The organism is Flavobacterium subsaxonicum WB 4.1-42 = DSM 21790 (genome assembly GCF_000422725.1).
Lineage (GTDB): Bacteria > Bacteroidota > Bacteroidia > Flavobacteriales > Flavobacteriaceae > Flavobacterium > Flavobacterium subsaxonicum.
On the sequence record NZ_AUGP01000017.1, the window covers coordinates 223,425 to 246,079 of the forward strand.

Genomic DNA, 22,655 nt, shown 5'->3' on the forward strand with positions numbered 1-22,655 from the left:
TTAATAAATGTATTTTTTACACTTGTTATTTTTATTACATCTTAACTTTTATAACCACAAAAGAGTAAGCAGGAACATCTACATTAATTTTACCGCCACTTAATTTAAAAGTGCTCTCTTTTGGAGCCACTGTTTCGGTCTGAAAATTATTCTCTGATTTTAGGTTATCGTTCTTTAAAGTTATCAGCGTACCGCTTGCAGCCAGTTTTTTACCTTTAACGCTAATGTCTGTCTGTTGGGCTTTATCGGTAGTGTTAACTACTTTAATAATAACCTCTTTGGTGTTTTTATCGGTTACAGCAGTTGCAAAAAGTCCGTTTTGACCGGTAATGGCTTTACCACCTTCGGTAATGGCAACTAAATCGGTACCTGCATTGTTACCATATAACTTCTGAACGTAATAATTTGGCGTAGCATAACTTTGAAGATTGTTGAACCATATAAGGTCGGGAGTCCACTGCCAGCCATCGGCGTGGGCAAAAAGTGGCGCATAGCTCGTCATGTGTACTACCTCAGCATTACGCTCAAGGCCGGTCATAAATGCAGCTTCGGCAAGGGCGCAATCCCATGTATTTTTGTTCTCGGCACTGGCAATGTCTTTACTTTGTGCAGCGTATTCTCCGGCAAAAACTTTAGGGCCTTTGCGATCGTATTTGTCATAACGCGTAGCGTTGTCTTTAAACCAGGTTGGGCTGTTGTAGTAATGCTCGTCTACAATTTGGGCATTCAGCTCTTTAAGTTGTTTCCAGCCATAGTCAAAATAATCACCATCAGGGAAAGGCCCGCTACCCGAAACAATTTTAATTGTTGGGTATTTAGCATGGATGGCTTTTTCGAACACTTTATAGCGTGCAATGTAATCAGGGCCCCACTGCTCGTTACCCACACCTATAAATTTAAGGTTAAAGGGTTGCGGATGGCCCATATCGGTACGCAGCTTACCCCATTTGGTAGAAGCGCTGCCATTAGCAAACTCAATAAGGTCTAACGCATCCTGAACGTAAGGGTCAAGCTCTGCCAGAGGCACAAGCTCGCCGGTATTAAACTGGCAGGCAATACCACAGCTTAAAATAGGTAATGGCTCGGCACCAATATCTTCGGCCAACTGAAAATACTCAAAGAAGCCTAAACCAAACGACTGGAAATAATCAGGGGTTGGCTTGTGGGCAAACTCGGTATTCCAACGGTTAATAAGTGTTTCCCGGTCTTCTACAGCACCAACTGTTTTTTTCCACTGGTAGCGTTGCTCCAGCACGCGGCCCTCTACAATACAGCCCCCCGGAAAACGAAGGAAGCCCGGGTTAAGGTCGTATAATTTCTGAACAAGGTCTTTTCTTAAACCGCTTGGCCTGTTTTTCCAGGTATCCTGCGGGAAGATAGAAACCATATCTATATTGATGGTACCTTTGCCTTCAAACGTAATTTTAAGTTTGGCTTTAGCTTCTGTTTTTGTAGCTTTTAGCTGAGCGGTATATTTTTTCCATTCTTTAGATGATGGGCTTACCGAAGTCTCGCCCACCACAGCACCGTTGGCATCTATAAACTGGAATTTTATTTTAGAGATGTTACCCTCCTGGTTGGCCGCCATAATGGATAGATTGTAGGTATCGTTAGCCTTTACACCGATGCCTCTAAAACCTTCATTTATTAGTGTGTACCCGCCGGCATCTTTTACCTCAACACGGCAAAAGTTTTTGTTGCCCTCTTTGTTGTTGGTTATAATGGTAGCAAAGCCTGATTTATCGTTAAGCTTGTGCTTGTCGCTGTTGGGTTGTTCCCATCCCATAAGGGGAGCTTCAAACTCAAACGAGCGGTTTTTAACCAACTCGGCATACAAGCCACCATCGGCACCAAAATTAATATCTTCAAAAAAGATACCGTACATGGTGGGCTGAATCTTAACGCCGGTATCGGCAAGGTCTAATGTTAATTTGTGTTGTTGTGCGTTGCAAAGCGCCGTACCTGCAAGGGCAAGCGTAAGGGCTGTGCTTTTTAAAAAATTTGTCTTCATTTAATTGGGTTGTATTATAATTCTTTCTTCTTTTTATTTTGATGCAACAGGTATCCATACCTCCATTTTACCTATACCACGGTTAGACCATGAGTAGTAAGGCACGGCAGTAAATTTGCTCTTGCCAGATGTACCCTCTATAGTATAAATGCCTTTTAAAAGCTCTGGCCTGTGCGTTACTTTAAATGATGTATTTTTAGTAATACTGATATCGCCAAAGGTTTTGGCATTGTCTATTTCTTCAACAGCATATACAAGCGGACCGTATTCTAACGATACTTTGCCTTTGTCATCGGCAATTTTATCGCTGGCTGCCACCTCCCTAACTTCCATTGGGAAGTTAACCTCAACAACATCATTTTTCTTCCAGGTACGGTCTATTACAAAATAACCCTCCTTAATGGTAGCGGCTACTTTTTTACCGTTAATAGATAATGTTGGTGCAGCAGGTGCGGCGTTTTTGTACGAATACAATCCGCCCGGCATAACCTCGTTACGTGCCCAGCCCGGTACGCGCATTTTTACAATAAAGCTGCCTTCTTTTTCCGGGTTAACCGATAGCTTTACCTTACCATTCCACGGGTAGGCCGTTTCCTGAGATACTTTAAGTTTACCACTGTCTAAAACAACATCGGCTGTGTTAGACATGTATAAGTTTACGTACAGTGTATTTTTTTGATGCGCATAAATAAGCCCCGGTATGGCCGGAATAAAACGTATTAAGTTGGTTGGGCAGCAAGAACAGTCAAACCAGCCCTGGCGGGTGCATGCCCCACGGTTGAAAAGGAATTTACCATCGGCCTCCAGCGCATTAGGGTAAAAGAACTCTGTACCGGCTAATGATATACCCGAAATTAAACCGTTATACATGGTGCGCTCCAAAAGGTCGTTGTACTTAACATCTCCCGTAAGGTTAAAAAGGCGGTTGTTCCAGTACACACTGCCAATGGCAGCACAGGTTTCGTTATAGGCGGTAAGGTTAGGCAGCTCATAATTAGCGCCGAAAGCCTCTCCATCGTGTTTAGCACCAATACCACCGGTAATATAGGTTTTCTTTTCTACCATGTTGTTCCAAAGCTTGTCTACCGCAGCACGGTAGGCAGCATCCTTGTAAATAGCAGCAATGTCGGTCATACCGGCATACATGTATACGGCACGAACGGCATGGCCTACCACCTCATCCTGTTGTATAACCGGCTTATGGTCTTGTGCATACGCACCATAATTTTCTTTTTTAGATGGATCGCCCCTGTGGTCTAAAAAGTATTTGGCAAGCTTAAGGTAGTCTTCTTTACCGGTAATTTCGTAAAGCTTAATAAGTCCGGTTTCTATAATTTGGTGCCCCGGTACTGCATGAATCTGGTCTTTGCCATCGCCAAAGGTTTTCACAAACAGGTCGGCATTTTTTAGGGCAATGTCTAAAAAGTTGCGTTTTCCTGTAGCTTTAAAGTGTACCGCAGCAGCCTCGTACATGTGGCCGGCATTGTACTCTTCGTGACTCATATTCATATACTCCCAACGCACGCCTTTATCTACCTTAACCCAGTCTGCAGGTGGCTTTGCCGGATTAATGGTACGCCATGTGGTTAGATATCCGTCTTTTTCCTGGCCTATTTTTACGATGCTTATAAGCGAATCTAACAGCACCTCCAGCTTTTTATCGGGAGAGCTTATTAATGAGTTCGATGCACCCTCGATGATCTTGTAAACATCAGAATCATCAAAAGGCATTACACCCTTTACCGTGCCTTGCTTAACGCCGCCGGCAATCAGGAAGTTTTCGAAACGCCCCTCTTCACTGCATTTTACAATCGCATATTCTATGGTTTTTTCCTGAACCCTTTTTATTATGGGCAGCCAGAAATCATCGGTAACTTTTACGTTGCTAATTTCTACAGGCTGTATTGGGTAACCCGAAATAAGCACGGTTTGCTGTGCCGGGGTTTGCGACACATTAGTGGGCGCAGTTTTTTTAGTTTGTGCATAGCCGGTGGTTGCAACGGCTAACAGTAAAAGGCTTATACTTTTAAATTTCATTGTGGTATGTATTTACTATTTATGCAGGAAAAGGCTAATCCAGAGGTGTTACCTTAGGCCAGCCATTTTCCCATTTAATTTCTTTAATTTTAAGTTTGGGTGCCCCTTTTTTGGCATTATCATAGGCATGAAAAACAAAATAGTCTTTACCATTAAAGGTGTAGGTACTGTTATGCCCTGCCCCTGCCCAGTTTTTATTGCCCTCTATTACCAGTGTGCCGCCACCATCGTTAAGTGATTTACCGGCTGCATCTACATAAGGCCCCTGAACGGTTTTGCTCCTGCCAACAACCACCTTATAGGTACTTTTTTCGCCACGGCAGCAATAATCCCACGATAAAAACAGGTAGTAATATCCGTCTTTTTTAAATACAAAAGGCGCCTCAAGAGCAGCATCTCCGGGGTCTGTATCCGGCAGGTTAAAACTGCGCTCGCGGCGTGCCACGGTGTACCATTCCTCAGGTTTTGCAACCGAAAGCAAATCGGCACTAAGCTTAACCATTTTAAGTCCATTCCAAAACGAACCAAAGCTTAGCCACGGTGTGTTATTTTCATCAAAAATAAGGTTGGGGTCTATAGCATTCCACAGGTCGCGATTGGGTACCGACTGTACAACTATACCGTGGTCTTCCCACTTATAATTTTTATCGGACTGATTAAGCGTTTTATTAGTTGCAACGCCAATAGCCGACGTGTTTTTTGCAAAAGATGATACCGAGTAATATAAATAATACTGCCCATTGTGGTAAGAAACATCGGGTGCCCAGATGTGGTCTTTAAAATCGGCCGCCACACCGGTTGCCCAGGTTGGAGGGGTTTCAAAAACCGGTTTAAGAAGCGTCCACTCCTTCATGTCTTTAGACGAGAACATAGAAATGCCATGCCCCGTGCAAAACAGGTAGTACGTGCCGTCCTGCTGAATCATTACAGGGTCGTGCACAATAGTTTCGCTTATGGGCAGTGCTTTTTGAGCAAAAGCACTGCCATAAACGAAGGAAATAATTAAACTAACCCAAAAGTTTAACACTGTCTTCATATCTTATTGTATTCCTTCCGATGTCATTACCACGCGTTTCATGGTACCATCTGTGTTATAGTAAAGTTTGTCTATGCAAACAGATCGTCTAAAGCTGCCGCCATCGGGCTGTGTAGCGCCGTTGTGGTAAATAAAATACGGCTGCCCTTTAAAATCGATAATGCTTTGGTGGTTGGTGTTGCAGTTGCCTGCCAGTTCGTTAAGTATACCTTTATACTCCCAAGGGCCTTCCGGCGATTTGCTCATAGCATAGGCAATCTTCTCGGGAAACTGGTAAGCGTAAGAAAGGTAATACCAGTCGCCGTGCTTGTGCAGCCAAGGTGCTTCGGTAAAATTTTCCAGCCGTTTTACCACGTTAACAGGTCCATCGGCCTCCAGCATGTTTTCTTTAAGCTTTATGTATTTACACACCTGGTTACCCCAATATAGGTAAGCCTGGCCGTTATCGTCTATAAATACGGTTGGGTCTATATCGTCCCAGCTTATGCTTACCTGCTTTGTCATATCGTTTGTAATAAGGGCTTTGCCCAGCGCATCTTTAAACGGCCCTGTAGGCGAATCTGACACTGCTACACCTATTGCCTTACCGGGAATAGTAGCGTGCTCTACCGTAACATACCAGTAAAATTTGCCGTTGCGCTCTATAACCTGAGCTGCCCAGGCATCGCCTTTTGCCCATTTAAAATCGGTTGTTTTTAACGGAACGGGATGTTCTTTAAAATGAACCATATCGGCGGTTGAATAAACCAGCCACTCGTTCATCTTATAAAAATTGAAATCGTTTGGCGCTTCATCGTGCCCTGCATACAGGTATACCGAATCTTTGTAAACCAATGCGGCGGGGTCGCCAGTGTATTTGCCTTTTATTACCGGATTGTTTACCGCCAACGGTTTTGCCCCCGCAACCGTAACATCTGTATTTTCTTGTTTAGATGCATCAGGTGTTGTATCGTTTTTACACGAAAACAACACCAATGCATTTAATATAACCATTACAACTTTCTTCATAATTGTGTTTGCGTTATTGTATTTTTTTACCCCAAATTGCGGTACCGTTGTTATTTAAACCCGACAGCAGTATGGTAGATTCTATTTTATTCTCCCAGTCGCGGCCACGCTCTACATGCAGTTTATCTACATACGTGCCGCCCCAGGTAAGTGTTAGCCACGGTGCTGTGTACGTCCACGTGTTAGCGGCCTCGCCGTTTATGGTACCGCCAGCATCTAACTTAAGGGCTACCGAGGTTTGAAAATTAGGATTAGTTTGTTCGTTAGCATAGCCCGGAACAATTTGGTAGCCTAAGATTATCTGCTCATACGTGCCCACAAGATCTGTAGCAGTAACAGCCGTTTGCGGTACCGCAGCATAACGCTCCGGCGATACTATAGGCCAGCCGTCTTCTGTCCAAAATACAGGGCGCACATGCAAGTCCATAAAAAAGCTGTTCTCTCCAGGCCTGCCCTGATGTGCCATATAGTACTGGCTGCCTTCATCTTTAAATACAGCGCAATGCGCTACGCCCTGCCAACCCGAATGCCCGTTAAACTTGTACGGGGCAAGTATCATAGGGCCATCATCGAGGTTGTTGTTAATATCATTACCGGCAAAATCCAGAAACGGGCCTTCGGCAGTATCGCTGCGGCCTACGCGCACGTTATATTTTGTCTGAAGCCAATCATAAGCAATAAACAGGTAATATTTGTTAAACTGGGCGTTGTAAATAACTTCGGGCCCTTCTATATTGCCATTAATGCTGCTGCCAGTAGACCCTCGCTGTGCCACCCTTATGCCTTTATCGCCGTTATTCATGGCAAGGCCGGTAGCAGGATTTAGTTGTAACATATAGATGCCATCCCAGGCAGAGCCGTAATACATCCAGTGCTTGCCACTCTGGTCTATTAAAACGGTTGGATCTATAGCATTGGTTTGTATCGAATTATCGGCTAAGGATGTTACCGTAAGGCCTTTCTCAGTCCACGGGCCAAGCGGCGATGTTGCCGTTGCCAACCCTATAACGCTTAACCTTGGAGTTGGCGATGATAACGAATAGTATAAACGGTACTCGCTGTTAACTTTTATAACATAAGGTGCCCAAAGTGCATTAAAAGGCGTACCCCCATGCGATTGAATAAAAGTCGACCCCATTACCGGCAATTGCGGAAACACCCAACCTTTAAACTCCCATTTAATTAAATCGGTAGAGGTGCGTATTTGCAGGCCGGGCTGTACTTCTGCACCAAAAGCAACGTCGGTACTGTAACAATAATAGGTATCGCCGTTTTTTATGATCGACGGGTCGTGCACATTGCGGTAGCCCCAATTGTAAATATTGCCAATGGCGGCCTCGTTATAATACGTATCTGTAATAGAGTTGATATCAAAATTAACCGGGGTATCATCGGTTGGAGTATCGTCTGTAGCAGCAACTTCTTCGTCGGGCGTGTCTTTAGAACATGACACCGTTAATACTGAAGCCAGCACGAACGTTGCAACTACCGCCTTATATGTTATTTGAGTAAGTTTCATACCAATCAGTTTTTATTTACCCTCTAATACTACTACCGAGAATGGCGGCAGTGTTACGGATAGCACTCCGTTTTTAAGTTTAAAATCCTTGAAATCTTTAGGTGCAATTACGTTGGGTTTTTCGAACGTATTATGATCCTGAAGTTTAGGTGATGCTACAATTTGAGCGGTGATGTTTTTAAGCTTAAGTGCATCTACATTAATTTCTACCGTAATTTTTTCGGTTGAATGGATGTTAACCAACGATACATGCGTTTTACCGTCTTTTGCTGAAGCCGAAGCCGATATGGCCGGTAACGTTTTATTGCCGAATTTATATTCCGGCGATGCCACTTTAAGCGGAATTAGCTTAGCATCCTGGTGTACTTTGTACAAATGCATTACATGGTAGGTTGGCGTTAAGATCATTTTATCGCCTTTGGTTAGTATAACCGCCTGTAATACGTTAACCGTTTGTGCCAGGTTCGCCATGCGCACCCTGTCGCTGTGGTTATTAAAAATGTTTAATGTTGTGCCTGCAATCATTGCATCTCTCATGGTGTTTTGCTGGTATAAAAAGCCGGGGTTGGTACCCTCTTCTACGTCATACCATCCACCCCACTCGTCTACAATAAGTGCTATTTTTTTATTGGTATCATATTTATCCATTATTTCGCTGTGCTTGGTAACCAGCTCTTCCATTTTAAGGGCAGTTTGCATGGTGGTAAAATACTGCTCCTCGTTAAAATTGGTAGACGACCCTTTTTTCTCCCACTCTACAAAAGAATACGAGTGCAGCGCCACCCCCTCTATAAGGTTTTTAGGGATATCGCGCATTAAAACTTCGGTCCAGTGGTAATCGGCCACGTTAGCACCCGATGCTATCCTGAACAGTTTGCCGGTATTGCTCCAGTCTGACATAAAGGTTGAATACTGCTTGAAAAGGTTGGCATAATACTCCGGTGTCATGTTGCCGCCGCAGCCCCACATTTCGTTACCCACACCCCAGATAGAAACACCCCAGGCTTTATCTCTTTTATTCTTTTTCCTAAGGTCGCTCATTGGGCTTTTACCCGAATGGTTTACATACTGTACCCAATCTGTAAACTCCTGAACCGTACCGCTACCCACATTAGCAGCCAGGTAAGGCTCTGTGCCCAGGGTTTCGCACAGGTCTAAAAAGTCGTGCGTACCAAAGCTGTTATCTTCTGTAACGCCGCCCCACCACTGGTTAACCATTGTTGGCCGCTCGTCTTTAGGGCCAATACCGTCTTTCCAGTGGTAGGTATCGGCAAAGCAGCCACCCGGCCATCTTAAATTGGGTATACCCAAATCTTTAAGCGCTGCAATAATATCGTTACGCACACCATTGGTGTTGGGTATCTTACTGTTTTCGCCCACATAAAAACCATCGTAAATACACCTGCCCAAATGCTCAGCAAAATGCCCATAGATATGTTTATTTATGGTAGGGGCATTTTCCTGGCTGGTTAATGTAATGGTCGATTTTTGCTGTGCCGATAAGTTAGTAAGTGTAAAAAGAGCTATAGCAGCTGTGCAGATAAATTTCATAAATAGTTTATTTTAAAACCGTACAGGCTACATTGGGCCTGCACGGTTTGTATTCTTAAATTGTATATTAGTTGGCCGAGTTGGGCAGTGCGTTAGGATTAACATCCAGTTCGCGTTGCGGTATCGGAAGATATTCCCTACCCGGAATCCAGGTGTTAAAATCAGAATCGTGCTCTCTTAGCATTGCTAATTTGGCCGGGTCGTACAACCAGCCCCAACGGATAATATCGTGTATACGGATGCTTTCTATCGAAAGTTCCAGTGCACGCTCGTGTGCTAACTGGTCTCTCATTTGAGTTTGTGTCATTCCCGGTTGTGTAACATGCAAATCGGGTAAATTAGCACGGTCTCTAACCTGCTGAATGTAATCGTAAGCCTGTGCGGTCTGGCCTAATTCGTTAAGCGCTTCGGCATACATTAACAATACATCTGCATAGCGCATTAAGCGGTAATTAATTTCAGAATACTCCACACCACCCTGGCTTTCGGTACTTACACCAAAACCATCGTGTGTATATTTTCTTGGATATATTGCATCTAACGGATTTTGCCAGGGCGCACCATTATATACTGTAGTAGAATTTTCTGATGGCTCGTAAGAAGCAATAGAAACTAATAAACGAGGGTCTAAATGCCCGTCAACAGTCTGCTCTAATTTATACTCATCATAGATCCAGCGTGTTGGCAGGAAATCCGAATACCCATAACCGTCCATAGCATAGGTATGCCCAACAGAGCTTACCTGCATCCATGATGAAAGCGGCTCTCCACCATAATTTTTAACGGTGCCCGAGCCAATAGCAAACTGTACTTCAAAAAGCGACTCAGAGTTGTTTTCTGCATACGGACTAAAGTTGTCTTTATAATTAGCGGTAAGGCTGTAAATATTAACTTCCGGGCCTACAACAAGCTTCTGAAATTCGGCTGCTGCCTGGCTCCACTGTTTTGTATATAAATACGATTTACCCAAAAAGCCTGTAGCAGCCCCTTTAGTTGCGCGGCCTACCTGCCCACTGTCCGATCCGCTAAGGTCGGCATAACTTACAGGCAATGTGCTTTGTGCAGCAGCAAAGTCGGCTATTATTTGTGCCCATATTTCATCAGACGGTGCTGTTGCAGCATAATAATCAGATTCGCCGGTTGGCACTGTTGTTATTAACGGTACTTTTTCAAAATTTGTAACAAGGTTAAAATAAGCCAACCCCCTTAAAAAGTGTGCCTGCCCAAGGCAACGTGCCTTTACATTTTCATCCATTTCTATGGCAGGTACATATTCTATTACCTGATTGGCACGATAAATAGCCTGGTAATAAGCAGCCCAGGTCCATTCTACAGGGCCGGATGTTGGCAAGATAGAAAAGTTGGCCACCTGTATTAAATCCAGCCAGGGGCTGTCTCCTTTAAAATCGTCTCCCCTTCCATCAGTAAGGGCAGGCGTCATACGCATGTAGTAACCATCAATTAAAAGGCTGTTGTATATGGCGTTAACACCTTTAACAGCATGCTCTTCGGTTAGCCAGTACGTATCGGTAGTCTGGCTGTTTGGGTTTACTACATCTAATTCGTCATCGCAACTCATTGTTATAAATAACAAAAGGATAAATGCTATATTTAATTTTTTCATGATCTGAATATTATTTTTCATTAAAATGTCATTTGTACACCAAAAAGATAGGTTCTTGGCCTTGGATAAGTACCTCCGTCAAAACCAGGATTAAATACTCCTGCATTAAAATCAGGGTTAAAACCTTTGTATTTTGTAAAAGTATACAGGTTTTGAACAGTACTGTAAATTCTTATCGACTGGATAACTTTACCAAAAAGGTTAGGCAGTGTATAGCCTAAAGAAACCGTATTGATACGCAGGTAGTCTCCTTTTTGCAGCCATCCCGGCCTGTTAGAATCTCTTGCATTACCGTTAGGGTCGTTAGCCACCACTCTTGGTATGTTGGTATCGGTATTTTCCGGTGTCCAGCGGTCTAATATATCTTCATGAGAGTTTATGTAGTCTGTAGACCACATAAGGCTCCTGTACAAACTACTGTTAATGTAGTATCCTGCCGCACCCGATGCAAATACTGTAAAATCAAGGTTTTTGTATTTGGCTGCAAAATTAAAACCGTAGGTAACAGTAGGTATTGCGCTGCCTAAAAAGGTACGGTCATCGGCATCAATTACGCCATCATCATTAAGGTCTTTAAATTTAACATCTCCGGGAGCTGTGGCAGCGCTTTGAAAAGCATGGTCGGCCACTTCTTCGTTAGACTGAAACAAGCCTTCGTATACATATCCAAAATGTTCGCCCACTTTACCGCCTACCTGGGTTTTAGACCCGGTACCATAAATTGGCTCATTGTTTCCGCCAAGTGCCAAAACTTCATTTTTTAGTGTACTTGCATTAGCCGAAATATCAAAGCTAAAATCTTTGCCTTTATCATAATGGTAACCTACCTCTATATCTATACCCGTATTACGCAAACTACCTGCATTTACTACAGGCGTAGTATTTATAGACCCTGTAGATAGAGGTATTGGCACACCAACTAAAACATCGGTTGTTTTTTTGTTATAATACTCAACAGTAAAACTTAAAGCATCGTTTAAAAAGCTGGCATCTAAACCAATGTTTGCAGATGTTGTTGTTTCCCATTTAATATTCTCATCTACTACGCTGGTTTGCAGGCCACCAACAGCAGTTGCGCCATTAAAATTATAAAGGATATTGCCGTTAATAACGGGTTGGAACAAATAGTCGCCAATATTCTGGTTACCTAATTCGCCATAGCTACCACGCAGTTTAATTTGCGAAACAATATCTTTTGAAACCTTAAAGAACTTTTCGTTCGATAATTTCCAGCCCAGTGCAACAGACGGGAAAGTACCATATCTGTTAGAAGCCGCAAACCTTGACGATCCGTCGCGCCTTACTGTAGCTGTTAATAAATACCTGTCGTCAAAACTATATGTTACACGACCTAATAATGAAGCTAATGTACTGTTAAACAAAGACCCACCAGATGTTTGGTTACTACCATTAGAAAGCACAGGGTGGTAAGGCTCAGGTAAGTTTTCTGAGTGGCCTGTTCTTGTAACGGCATCATTAGTCTGGTACGTTTGCCCTACCAAAACATCTACATCGTGTTTACCAAATACTTTTTTATAGTTTATAGTATTTTCTACAAGTGTTGTGGTGTATATCCTTGAGTTATCGTCTAATAGCGATTTACCCGAACCGAAGAAATACCCCATTTCAAATTTTGGTACAAAAGAAAAATCTCTTGCCTGGGTTTTATCGTAGCTTAAATTTAGCTTATACGTTAGTTCATGCCCGCCGCTGTTTATTAGTTTAAACTCAGGGTTAATAATAGCAAACGTTCTGTCTACCTCTACAGAGTTAGTAAACAATGAGTTAATACCCGGAACGTTAAGTGCTATAGTTTGGTGTATTGTAGAATCTGTACCGCCATAGCCGCCTATATTGTTTTCATCGTACAATGCCATAGTAGGTATTGCAATAACTAAGTCGTTGATTAGCGGTGGCCTGCCTCCGGTTAACACGTCTCCCCTAAAGGTTAAAGAGTTTTCGAAAGAGTGTGTATAGTATAATGAAGGCGACATTTTAAAGATACCTTTCTCTATAGTAACATTTATACGCCCCGAATATCTTTCGTAAGATGGCCCGTTGCCCACAAACATACCTTTGTTTTCAAAATAATCCATAGAGGCGTTATAGGTAACGTTTTCGCCACCACCCGAAAAATTAAAGCTATGATTTTTACGGGTACCATCTTTTAAGCCTATTTTTTGCCAGTCGTTATCTATATTATCCACAAACAGGTCAGACGACGGGTCGTTACCTGCAATTAGCGGTAAGCCGGCATTTGTACGCTTCTCATTTACAATCATTTGGTAATCCTGCCTTCCTAAAACCGGAATTTTTTGCGCTACCTGGTCTACACCATAGTAACCGCTGTAATCTATTTTTAGCGGCGAGTTCTTAACACCTCTTTTAGTAGTAATAATAACTACACCATTGGCAGCCCTTGAACCGTAAATAGCACCTGCCGAAGCATCTTTTAACACCTGTATACTCTTGATATCATTAGGGTTAAAATCCCTTACCGATGTTCCTACCGGTACACCATCTACAACATACAAAGGCTGGTTATCGCCAAATGTACCTATACCCCTAATCCTGATGTTTGGTGCTGCACCCGGCTGACCATCGCTGGTTACGTTTACACCTGCAGAGCGCCCCTGTAGTAACTGAGACACATCGCTGTTAGATACTTTTAGCACCTCGCCAACGTCTACCACGGCAACAGACCCTGTAATATCTGCCTTTTTTTGGGTACCATAGCCAATTACAACAACATCATCTAAGGTTGTAGCTTCAGATACCAATACTACATTTAAAGTTGTGTTAGTGCCCACTTTAATTTCCTGGGGAGTAAACCCAATGTAGGAAAAAACTAATACATCGTTTGCGTTAGCAGTGATAGAATAAGAGCCATCTATATCTGTAGCCGCAGAATTAGACGTGCCCTTTACCACTACGCTCGCTCCTGGCAAACCCAGGCCGTCGTCTTTAGAGGTTATTTCCCCTTTAACTGTCACGCTTTGAGCGTTAACGGTGCAAACAGAAAATAGAATTAATGCAAATCCTGCTAACTTCATTTTCATGAGCCGGCCGGAAGCGCATCGTAAAAAGTTGGTAATTTTCATCATAATCAATAAAATTTGGTTTGTTTTATAAATGTATTTTTTACACTTCCAAATTTATATAATTATTTTGAAAAAAAGCAAATAAAAATCCACATATGTGAAAATATACTTAAAAAAAAGATAAACATCGCAATACTCAAACGTTCTCTATAACAATAAATGTATTATTTTAGCAACACGAAATAGGTTGCAAATTACCGCCATTGTTAGTATCTTGCCATTTTTTAAATAATGAAAAACTACAATAATCAGAAGAAAGTCCTCCTTGCGGTAGACTGTATAATTTTTGGGTTCGATAAAAAAAACCTAAAGATTTTACTTATTAAAAGAGATTTTGAACCCGAAAAAGGCCACTGGTCTTTGATGGGGGGGTTCTTAAAAACCGATGAAAACCTCGATGAAGCCGCAACAAGGGTACTAAACCATCTAACAGGCTTAGATAATGTGTATATGGAACAGCTCCGCTCGTACAGTGCCCTGGACAGGGACCCTGTAGAGCGCACGGTATCAGTATCTTACTATGCGCTAATTAACATAGAAGAGCACAGCACCCTTAACGAGAGCTTCTCGGCAAAGTGGTTTAATATAGAAGATAAACCCGACCTTATCTTCGACCATAACCTTATGGTTAAAAACGCAATGAGCCGCCTGCGCTACCGTGCCTCTACCAAGCCCATTGGGTTTGAGCTGCTGCCTGAAAAGTTCACTATGAAGCAGTTACAAACACTTTACGAGGCTATTTTGGGCGAAACATTAGACAAACGTAACTTTATTAACAAGATAAACGGTCTCGACATCCTGATAAAAACCGAAGAAAAAGACATGGGGTCGTCTCGAAAGGGGTCGTACTTTTATACGTTTGATGAAGAAAAATACAAGGTAAAAGTGTCCGACGGGTTTGCCTTTAAATTGTAATTTTTGGGTCAAAAAAGGCTTAATATTTCACTTTTGGAGTTCGACATTCGCTACTAAACACACCTTTTAAGAGGTTTGTTGCAGCCACTGCTATTTTTAAAAATTCTTACAGTAATAATTTTTAAATCTTACATAATTTTATCCTCCTGTTAAAACTTCGGTAAAACAAAAACACCCAAAAAATTTGCGGCGTAACTTTAAGCATAAATAAAGTTGTATGCCCGAAGGTCCTTCCATCATCATTGCAAAAAATGCGGCCAAGCATTTTATAGGCAAAAAAGTTATTGCCGCCGCCGGCAATGCCAAAATAGACGTTAGCCGGCTCGAAAACAAAAAGCTTGTAGATATTAAAACCTGGGGCAAGCACCTGCTGCTTTGCTTTGACGGCTTTACTGTGCGCATCCACTTCCTGCTTTTTGGCACCTATTTTATAAACCAGACCAAAAATGCCCTGCTTCGGCTTGGGTTAACTTTTAAAAATGGCGAATTCAACATCTATACCGCTGCGGTAACCGTGCTGGAGGGCAACGTGGCCGACCATTACGATTTTACTGCCGATGTAATGAACGACACCTGGAACCCCGCTTCGGCGAAAGCCAAACTGGCCGATGTGCCCAATAAGCAGGTGTGCGATGCCCTGTTGGAGCAGGATATCTTTTCTGGCGTGGGCAACATTATAAAAAACGAGGTGCTGTACAGGGTGCACGTACACCCGGAGTCGTTGGTGGGCAGCATACAGCCCGATGTTTTAGATGCCGTGGTAACCGAGGCCCGCAACTACAGCTTCGACTTTTTGCACTGGAAAGAAAAAGACGAGCTTAAAAAGCACTGGCTGGCACATTCTAAAAAGGTGTGCAAGCGCTGCGACCTCCCTTTGTATAAAGAGTACACGGGGGTTAAAAAGCGGCGCAGCTTTTTTTGCACCAATTGCCAGGTACTGTATAAGGAGTAAACCACTTTCTTACAACAAAACCATTAATATTTTAAAATACAGGCGGTTTGCTGTAAGAGGTATTAAATTTTTATTATTACCCTATAAAAAAGGTAGACTTTGTAGGTTGTAATAATTTTTTATTTACATTTGCATCATAATTCGGCTAACCATCCATAGTAAGATTAATCCAGCCGATTTTTAAATACGTTATATATGGCTACCTACAACAACATGTTTATGCTAAAATGTTGCTGCATGAATTTTTTTTCGTGTTGCAGGAGCGCCCGTGTATAGCCATACCAAAACTATACTAAGCCCTTTTACAGCACTGTAAAGGGGCTTTTTTTATACCAAAATTATACTAACTATAGTAACCAGATGATTGAATTACAAAATGTAACCAAAAAATTTTACCAAAAAGACCGCGAAGTTACTGCCTTAAACGGCGTATCGCTAAAGGTGCCGCCGGGTAAAATATTTGGTGTAATAGGCACATCGGGCGCGGGCAAGAGCACGCTTATACGCTGTGTTAACCTGCTGGAAAAGCCCACATCGGGACAGGTAATTGTAGATGGCAAAAACCTCATCAGCCTGTCTAACGCGCAGTTAGCACAGGAGCGCAGGCAAATAGGCATGATCTTTCAGCACTTTAACCTGCTATCATCGCGCACGGTGTTTCAAAATGTGGCCTTTCCGTTAGAGCTTGCCGGCACCCCAAAAGGTGCCATTAAAGAGCGCGTGCAGGAGCTGCTGCAACTGGTAGGCCTGGCCGAAAAAGCCAACGACTACCCCGCAAGCCTTTCGGGCGGGCAAAAACAGCGTGTTGCCATAGCGCGCACCCTGGCCAACAATCCAAAAGTATTGCTGTGCGACGAGGCCACCAGCGCCTTAGACCCCGCCACTACCCGATCGATACTCAACCTGCTAAAAGATATTAACCGCCGCCTTAACATTACCATATTACTTATTACCCACCAAATGGAGGTTGTAAAATCTATTTGCGATGAAGTAGCGGTAATAAGCAATGGCGAGCTTATTGAGCAGGGCACGGTGGGCGAAATTTTTGCCAATCCAAAACAGGCCCTTACGCGAGAGTTTATAGCATCGTCGCTGCACATCGAAATTCCGGCTGCTTACGCCGAAAGGCTGTCGGCTACCGATGCCGAAGGGCTGCATCCGTTACTAAAACTGGAGCTAACCGGCCAATCGGTTAACGAGCCGGTACTCTCTGAGGCCAGCCGACTGTTTGGCATCAACTTTAAAATTATAAGCGCACAGATGGACCATGCGGGCAATGTAAATTTTGGCATACTGCTTATAGAGCTTTCGGGCAACCGCGATAACTACACCGCCGCTATTAACTACTTTATTGGCAAACATATTAAAACACAAATTTTAGGCTATGTCTGATTCTATTATACAATTACTGCTGCACGGCACCTGGGAGACCATAGTAATGACGTTTGTTTCCGGCTTCTTCGGCTTCGTCCTGGGCCTGCCAACGGGCATACTCCTGTTCCTTACCCGCAAGGGGCAAATACTGGAGCAAAAAGTTGCCAACCGCACCCTGTCGGTACTGGTAAACATTTTCAGGTCGATACCTTTTATCATCTTAATTGTATGGATGATACCCTTTACACGCGCCCTTGTGGGCACCTCTATTGGTGTTAGCGCCGCACTGGTGCCGCTTAGTATTGGTGCCGCCCCATTTATTGCCCGCCTTGTAGAAAACAGCCTGCTTGGCCTGCCACCGGGGCTTATAGAGGCCGCACGCGCATTGGGTGCTACCCCACTGCAAATTGTGTATAAGGTGCTGCTGCCGGAGGCCCTGCCCTCTCTAATAAACGCAGCCTCGATTACATTAATAACCTTGGTAGGGTACTCTGCAATGGGTGGTGCTGTTGGAGCCGGCGGTTTGGGCCAGGTGGGCTACCAGTATGGGTATATAGGCTATGATGCCGTAACCATGAATTCTGTACTAATACTACTGGTACTGCTGGTATTTATAATTCAGTATGCCGGCGATGCCCTTTCTAAACGTTTCGATCATCGATAAATTTCAAATACAAAAACCCATAATACCTATATATATGAATGCATTAGCAAAACTTATCAACCTAACGGGCATTATTGCCTTAACCCTGAGCCTTACCAATTGTTCTGACAAGAAAAATACCGACCCCCATTTTATAAAAGTGGGCGTGGCAAGCGGGCCCGAATTAACCGTGGCACAAACGGCCAAGAAAGTAGCCAAAGAAAAGTATGGCCTGGAGGTAGAACTGGTATCGTTTAACGATTACGTAATACCAAACGAGGCACTAAGCCAGGGCGATATCGATGCTAATGCGTTTCAGCACCAGCCGTATTTAGACGAGCAGTCTAAACAAAGGGGCTACAAACTGGCCGTGGTGGGCAAAACCTTTATTTATCCTATTGCCGCCTATTCCAAGAAAATTAAGTCGCTGGCCGAGCTTAAAGACGGCAGCACCATCATTATCCCTAACGACCCAACCAACGGCGGCAGGTCGCTGCTGTTGCTCCAAAAAAACGGGTTGCTAACACTTAAAGAAGGTGTTGGGTTATTACCGAAGGTGACCGACATTACCGCCAACCCTAAAAACCTTAAGATACTGGAACTGGAAGCACCGCAATTGCCAAGGGCGCTGGAAGACCAGAATGTAACCATAGCCATAATAAATAACACCTTCGCATCGCAAGCCGGGTTAGTGCCCGCACGCGATGCCCTGTTTGTAGAGGATAAAGATTCGCCTTATGTAAACCTCATCGTTACCCGCGAGGATAACAAAAATGCCGAGAACGTAAAGCAGTTTGTAAAAGCCTGGCAGGATGCCGAAGTAGAGGCTTCTGCACTTAAAGAGTTTAAAGGCGGCGCTGTAAAAGGCTGGTAACCATCAATCAATTAAAAATAAATCAATTAGCATATCCCCATGAGTTCATCCATCATACAACAAAACCCGTTCCAGTCGATGTTGGACCGGTTTAATACCGCTGCCGATATACTGGAGCTTAAAGAATCGTTGCGCCAAAAACTGCAACGCCCGGAAAAACAGGTAACCGTAAACTTTTCGATAACGCTGGATAACGGCGAAGAAAGGAATTTTGAGGGCTACCGCATTATCCACTCCACCGCATTGGGCCCGTCTAAAGGGGGCATTCGCTACGACAGCGATGTGCATACCGAAGAGGTTAAGGCACTTGCAGCCTGGATGACCTGGAAATCGGCTGTTACAGGCATACCGTTTGGCGGTGCCAAGGGCGGCATTATCTGCAACCCAAAAGAGCATTCAAAATCTGAATTAGAAAAAATAACCCGTGCCTACACCAAGGCACTTGCCGATACTTTTGGCCCCAATAAAGATGTACCCGCACCCGATATGGGTACCGGCCCCGACGAAATGGGCTGGCTTATGGAGGAGTTCTCGCTGCTGCACGGCAAACCTATACATGCCGTGGTTACCGGCAAGCATTTAAACGCTGGCGGCTCGTTAGGCCGTGTAGAGGCTACCGGCCGTGGCGTTAGTATTATTACCCTGCTTACGCTGCAAAAACTGGGTTACAATGCCCAGACTACATCGGCAGCCATACAGGGATTTGGCAATGTGGGCCTGCATTCGGCATTGTTTTTATACGAAGCCGGTGTAAAGATAACCGCCGTAAGCGATGTTAACGTGGCACTGCACAACCCTGAGGGATTGAACATTCCGGAACTGATACTGTACTTTAACCTGAACAACAGGAGCATTACAGGCTACCCTAAAGCCGACGTTATTCCGCACGCCGACCTGCTGCTGCTTAATGTAGATGTACTGATACCGGCGGCTAAAGAAGATGTTATTACGGCGGCAAACGCCCATAACATACAGGCCAGTATTATTGTAGAGGGGGCTAATGGCCCGGTATCGTCGGACGCGGATGAGATACTAAAAAACAAGAACATTACCGTAGTGCCCGATATTGTTGCCAATGCCGGCGGGGTAACGGTGTCTTATTTTGAATGGCTGCAAAACAGCCTTAACCAGCAATGGCCCGTGCAGCAGGTAAACACCCGCCTGGAAGATATTTTAAACCAGAGCTTTGCCGATGTTTTTGCCGCCGCCCAAGAGTATAATGTAACGCTGCGCATAGCGGCTTATGTACTGGCGGTTAAAAAGGTAGCGCAAACGCACCTTTTAAAAGAGGCCGTTGGCAGGGGCAAAAATTTCACTCAAAATTAACTACCCGGTTCTGTTAGAGGTGGCAGAACTGCAGTTATATTAATTAAATTTGTGATAGGCAGCGGCATTAATGCCGCTGCTTTTTTACATGGATGCGCCAAAAATTATAATAGGATGTTCCGGTTTTTACAACAAGCAGTGGAAAGGCCTCTTTTACCCTGAAGACCTGCCCACGAGCCAGTGGTTTGCCTATTATTGCCAGCATTTTACTACGTTTGAAATTAACGCTACGTTTTACCGTTTCCCCACGGTTAAGGGCATGCAGGGCTGGTATAAAAAAGCACCGGAGGGTTTTACCTACGCCGTAAAAGCACCCAAGCAAATTACCCACCTAAAACGCTTTGCTGATTGTGAAGATGAGATAGCAAAATTCTACAACTCCTCTAAAGAAGGCTTAGCCGAAAAGCTGGGTTGTATCTTATTTCAGCTGCCGCCAAGCTTTACGTATAGCCAGGAGCGGTTGGAGTTAATTACATCATCGCTTAGCGCGGAATTTAAAAACGTGGTAGAATTTAGGCACGAGAGCTGGTGGCGCGAAGATGTGTACCAGTCCCTCGCGGCTGCCAATATTACGTTTTGCAGCGTTAACTACCCTAAGCTATTTACCGGTGTTATAGCCACTACCCCAACCGGCTATGTGCGCCTGCACGGCAACCCGAGGTTATTTTACTCAGAATATACTAAAGATGAACTACAACAACTGTACGCCAACATTTTACAACAGCCCCACCTTACCGAAGCCTACATTTACTTTAACAACACTGCAAGCAGTGCGGCCATTATTAATGCGCTTCAATTAGAAGATATTACCGCGCAACACTAATAGCTTATTAAGATAAAAACTTAATATTCAAAAACTTGTAAGTAAAATTGGATTTTTTATATTTGTTAGATCAACAATAAAAATTCATTTGCTATGAAAAAGTTATTCGTTTTATTTTCGGCGTTAAGCCTGTTTGTTTCCTGCCAGGACGATGATACCGTAGCTACAATCCCGGGCAGCTATACATCATCCATTACAATTAATGGCGAAGCCTTTAATCCATCTCCTGCCACCACGGCCGAATCTAACGTTACCACATCGGTTTCTTACGGGGCGCCCAATGTTAGCGAACGCAGTTTTGTTATCAGGCAAAACGTTGCAAACAGTTTGGCATCAAGGTCAATAATCCTGCACATTGTTTATTCGGGAGACGATGCTTCGGGCACGTATACCCAATACCCCGGTAATACTGTTGAACATGAGTTTACCGGAGACGGTATGTACCTGTTTGATGATATGGCCTCGCCTTTTACCGATGGCAGCACCTTTACCGTTACCGATAAGGGTAACGATACGTACAAGATAGAGTTCCATAATGTGGAGTTAAATCCGGCGGTAGATAATTCTCAAATTATATCGGGCAGTATAGAGGGTACTTTTACCAACATACCCTTAGAGCTATAGTATTTTATATTACATACAAGGTAACCGGACTTAACAGTCCGGTTTTTTTTATACGGACAGCTAATGGGTAACTAAAAATTATGTTGATTGTAAATTATTTGGCAAGAGGCAAATATTGCAAAAATCGTAAAATAAGGCCCGTAATTTAGGCATGATAATTGTTTGAGTAACGCATAAGGATATTTTTCAAAATAATACATCCTTTAACAACCTTGCTTGTTATTAAAACGTACTTTTATAAATAATTAATCCTAAAAACAGGAAATGAAAAATCGTAACCCCTTCTTTACAATCGGGACAGTAGGAATGATTGTAATTTCAGTACTGCACATACTATTTGCACTTGTGCTAAACCTGCCTTCGGTAAATACAGCTTTCTTTATACTATATCCTGCATTTTTATCTTTCTTAGCTATAGGCGCCGCCCAGCTAATTAAAGACCAGAAAAATTTACAGCCTATAAAAGTTAGGGTAAAAAAATAAGCACACAAACAATACAAAAATAGCCCCACAATTATTTGTGGGGCTTTCTTGTTTAAAGTACCAACCCTTATTGCTTAAGCAGAACATAATTTTGTTCAGGCACTCGTAACGAAGTTGGAGCAGTATCTGAAGGAACTATCGACATTGAGCCTGTAAATTCAATTTCTATTTTGGCAGGTGTGTTTCCAACAGCAGCAATATATTTTATAAAAATGCCCATATTAAGATAGTCTCTTTCAGGATCTACAAAACCTAATTGAATCCTTCTGTTTCCTACAGGTTGGCTATATTGGTCTTTAATTATTAAACCGGAAATATTGTATTTATACTGACTATCATAATTAGTACCAAGGTTAGGTAATGTATTTACAATAGTAACACCATTGCTAATATATTTATATTCGCCAATTATAATATCTTCGTAATAATTGTCATATGTATTATAAAACATTGCTTTTTTTTGTAGCGTAATTGTAAATGATGTGGTGCCAATTGTGTATTTCCAAGTACCAACAAATTTACCCAATTCGTTATCTAAGTCTTTATAATAGGCTCCCTGAACTATATTTGATGCACTTTCAAGTATAGGTAAAATGAGAGACTGGGCTCTGCAAACAGTTGTTATACCTAAGATTATTAATATGTATATTGTTTTCATATCGTTTATGTAACAAGGCCTCATTTTTTAAGATGAGGCTTTTATGTTTACGGCTGCTTGGTTAACACATACTCGCCAAAAGGTATGGTGTAGCTT

Annotated in this window: 18 protein-coding genes; 9 read left to right on the forward strand and 9 right to left on the reverse strand. The window is 43.0% G+C overall.

From position 1 onward, the window contains the following. Window positions 1-34: 34 nt before the first annotated feature. The 8 genes from G509_RS0103805 to G509_RS0103840 form a co-directional block, all read right to left on the reverse strand. On the reverse strand, window positions 35-2,011 hold the full coding sequence (locus tag G509_RS0103805) for an alpha-L-arabinofuranosidase C-terminal domain-containing protein (protein ID WP_026990309.1): 1,977 nt from the start codon (window positions 2,009-2,011) through the stop codon (window positions 35-37). A gap of 33 nt (window positions 2,012-2,044) precedes the next feature. After that, entirely contained in the window at window positions 2,045-4,048 is a 2,004-nt protein-coding gene (locus G509_RS21415; RefSeq protein ID WP_081663236.1) for a glycoside hydrolase family 127 protein, read from the reverse strand. A gap of 34 nt (window positions 4,049-4,082) precedes the next feature. Further along, window positions 4,083-5,084, reverse strand: a complete 1,002-nt coding sequence (locus G509_RS0103815; RefSeq protein WP_035738458.1) for an arabinan endo-1,5-alpha-L-arabinosidase — start codon at window positions 5,082-5,084, stop codon at window positions 4,083-4,085. Between the two features lie 3 nt (window positions 5,085-5,087). Next, entirely contained in the window at window positions 5,088-6,092 is a 1,005-nt protein-coding gene (locus G509_RS0103820) for a glycoside hydrolase family 43 protein (protein WP_026990311.1), read from the reverse strand. Window positions 6,093-6,105: 13 nt separating this feature from the next. Then, window positions 6,106-7,611, reverse strand: coding sequence for an arabinan endo-1,5-alpha-L-arabinosidase (locus G509_RS0103825; RefSeq protein ID WP_026990312.1), 1,506 nt, complete (start codon window positions 7,609-7,611; stop codon window positions 6,106-6,108). Window positions 7,612-7,623: 12 nt separating this feature from the next. Next, window positions 7,624-9,162, reverse strand: a complete 1,539-nt coding sequence (locus G509_RS0103830) for an alpha-N-arabinofuranosidase (RefSeq protein WP_026990313.1) — start codon at window positions 9,160-9,162, stop codon at window positions 7,624-7,626. Window positions 9,163-9,229: 67 nt separating this feature from the next. Continuing rightward, the gene (locus G509_RS0103835) at window positions 9,230-10,786 is read right to left on the reverse strand and encodes a RagB/SusD family nutrient uptake outer membrane protein (protein ID WP_026990314.1); all 1,557 of its coding nucleotides are present in this window, start codon (window positions 10,784-10,786) and stop codon (window positions 9,230-9,232) included. Window positions 10,787-10,806: 20 nt separating this feature from the next. Next, complete coding sequence (locus tag G509_RS0103840; protein ID WP_242604857.1) at window positions 10,807-13,779, reverse strand: SusC/RagA family TonB-linked outer membrane protein; 2,973 nt, start codon at window positions 13,777-13,779, stop codon at window positions 10,807-10,809. A gap of 339 nt (window positions 13,780-14,118) precedes the next feature. Between G509_RS0103840 and G509_RS0103845 the strand changes: the two genes are divergently transcribed. The 9 genes from G509_RS0103845 to G509_RS23280 all read left to right on the forward strand — a co-directional run bounded on the left by G509_RS0103845 (window position 14,119) and on the right by G509_RS23280 (window position 21,901). Continuing rightward, window positions 14,119-14,802 carry an NUDIX hydrolase gene (locus tag G509_RS0103845; protein WP_117590869.1) on the forward strand — a complete coding sequence of 228 codons (684 nt, stop codon included), beginning with the start codon at window positions 14,119-14,121 and terminating at the stop codon, window positions 14,800-14,802. A 217-nt stretch (window positions 14,803-15,019) separates the two neighbouring features. Then, on the forward strand, window positions 15,020-15,754 hold the full coding sequence (locus G509_RS0103850) for an endonuclease (RefSeq protein ID WP_026990317.1): 735 nt from the start codon (window positions 15,020-15,022) through the stop codon (window positions 15,752-15,754). A 360-nt stretch (window positions 15,755-16,114) separates the two neighbouring features. After that, window positions 16,115-17,146, forward strand: coding sequence for a methionine ABC transporter ATP-binding protein MetN (gene metN / locus G509_RS0103855; RefSeq protein WP_026990318.1), 1,032 nt, complete (start codon window positions 16,115-16,117; stop codon window positions 17,144-17,146). After that, window positions 17,139-17,792, forward strand: a complete 654-nt coding sequence (metI, locus tag G509_RS0103860) for a methionine ABC transporter permease MetI (RefSeq protein WP_026990319.1) — start codon at window positions 17,139-17,141, stop codon at window positions 17,790-17,792. The genes metN and metI overlap by 8 nt, the downstream gene beginning before the upstream one ends. Window positions 17,793-17,826: 34 nt before the next feature. Next, on the forward strand, window positions 17,827-18,645 hold the full coding sequence (gene metQ / locus G509_RS0103865) for a methionine ABC transporter substrate-binding lipoprotein MetQ (protein WP_026990320.1): 819 nt from the start codon (window positions 17,827-17,829) through the stop codon (window positions 18,643-18,645). 39 nt (window positions 18,646-18,684) lie between these two features. Further along, entirely contained in the window at window positions 18,685-19,971 is a 1,287-nt protein-coding gene (locus G509_RS0103870) for a Glu/Leu/Phe/Val family dehydrogenase (RefSeq protein ID WP_026990321.1), read from the forward strand. A 70-nt stretch (window positions 19,972-20,041) separates the two neighbouring features. Beyond that, window positions 20,042-20,794 (forward strand): DUF72 domain-containing protein, encoded by a 753-nt coding sequence (locus G509_RS0103875; RefSeq protein WP_242604856.1) that lies wholly within the window; start codon window positions 20,042-20,044, stop codon window positions 20,792-20,794. Window positions 20,795-20,887: 93 nt separating this feature from the next. Further along, window positions 20,888-21,418 carry a hypothetical protein gene (locus G509_RS0103880; RefSeq protein ID WP_026990323.1) on the forward strand — a complete coding sequence of 177 codons (531 nt, stop codon included), beginning with the start codon at window positions 20,888-20,890 and terminating at the stop codon, window positions 21,416-21,418. Window positions 21,419-21,682: 264 nt separating this feature from the next. Beyond that, window positions 21,683-21,901, forward strand: coding sequence for a hypothetical protein (locus tag G509_RS23280; protein WP_131450709.1), 219 nt, complete (start codon window positions 21,683-21,685; stop codon window positions 21,899-21,901). A 67-nt stretch (window positions 21,902-21,968) separates the two neighbouring features. Here the strand turns inward: G509_RS23280 and G509_RS0103890 are convergent, their stop codons facing one another. Further along, entirely contained in the window at window positions 21,969-22,559 is a 591-nt protein-coding gene (locus G509_RS0103890) for a DUF6705 family protein (RefSeq protein ID WP_026990324.1), read from the reverse strand. Window positions 22,560-22,655: the final 96 nt, after the last annotated feature.

What these genes read in the sequence shown, in the direction of transcription:
- G509_RS0103875 (WP_242604856.1), top strand. Translation starts at nt 20,042, where the DNA reads ATGCCGCTGCTTTTTTACATGGATGCGCCAAAAATTATAATAGGATGT.
- G509_RS0103830 (WP_026990313.1), bottom strand. Translation starts at nt 9,162, where the DNA reads ATGAAATTTATCTGCACAGCTGCTATAGCTCTTTTTACACTTACTAAC.
- G509_RS0103820 (WP_026990311.1), bottom strand. Translation starts at nt 6,092, where the DNA reads ATGAAGAAAGTTGTAATGGTTATATTAAATGCATTGGTGTTGTTTTCG.
- G509_RS0103815 (WP_035738458.1), bottom strand. Translation starts at nt 5,084, where the DNA reads ATGAAGACAGTGTTAAACTTTTGGGTTAGTTTAATTATTTCCTTCGTT.
- G509_RS0103845 (WP_117590869.1), top strand. Translation starts at nt 14,119, where the DNA reads ATGAAAAACTACAATAATCAGAAGAAAGTCCTCCTTGCGGTAGACTGT.
- G509_RS0103835 (WP_026990314.1), bottom strand. Translation starts at nt 10,786, where the DNA reads ATGAAAAAATTAAATATAGCATTTATCCTTTTGTTATTTATAACAATG.
- metQ (WP_026990320.1), top strand. Translation starts at nt 17,827, where the DNA reads ATGAATGCATTAGCAAAACTTATCAACCTAACGGGCATTATTGCCTTA.
- G509_RS0103805 (WP_026990309.1), bottom strand. Translation starts at nt 2,011, where the DNA reads ATGAAGACAAATTTTTTAAAAAGCACAGCCCTTACGCTTGCCCTTGCA.
- G509_RS23280 (WP_131450709.1), top strand. Translation starts at nt 21,683, where the DNA reads ATGAAAAATCGTAACCCCTTCTTTACAATCGGGACAGTAGGAATGATT.
- metN (WP_026990318.1), top strand. Translation starts at nt 16,115, where the DNA reads ATGATTGAATTACAAAATGTAACCAAAAAATTTTACCAAAAAGACCGC.
- metI (WP_026990319.1), top strand. Translation starts at nt 17,139, where the DNA reads ATGTCTGATTCTATTATACAATTACTGCTGCACGGCACCTGGGAGACC.
- G509_RS0103870 (WP_026990321.1), top strand. Translation starts at nt 18,685, where the DNA reads ATGAGTTCATCCATCATACAACAAAACCCGTTCCAGTCGATGTTGGAC.
- G509_RS0103890 (WP_026990324.1), bottom strand. Translation starts at nt 22,559, where the DNA reads ATGAAAACAATATACATATTAATAATCTTAGGTATAACAACTGTTTGC.
- G509_RS21415 (WP_081663236.1), bottom strand. Translation starts at nt 4,048, where the DNA reads ATGAAATTTAAAAGTATAAGCCTTTTACTGTTAGCCGTTGCAACCACC.
- G509_RS0103880 (WP_026990323.1), top strand. Translation starts at nt 20,888, where the DNA reads ATGAAAAAGTTATTCGTTTTATTTTCGGCGTTAAGCCTGTTTGTTTCC.
- G509_RS0103825 (WP_026990312.1), bottom strand. Translation starts at nt 7,611, where the DNA reads ATGAAACTTACTCAAATAACATATAAGGCGGTAGTTGCAACGTTCGTG.
- G509_RS0103850 (WP_026990317.1), top strand. Translation starts at nt 15,020, where the DNA reads ATGCCCGAAGGTCCTTCCATCATCATTGCAAAAAATGCGGCCAAGCAT.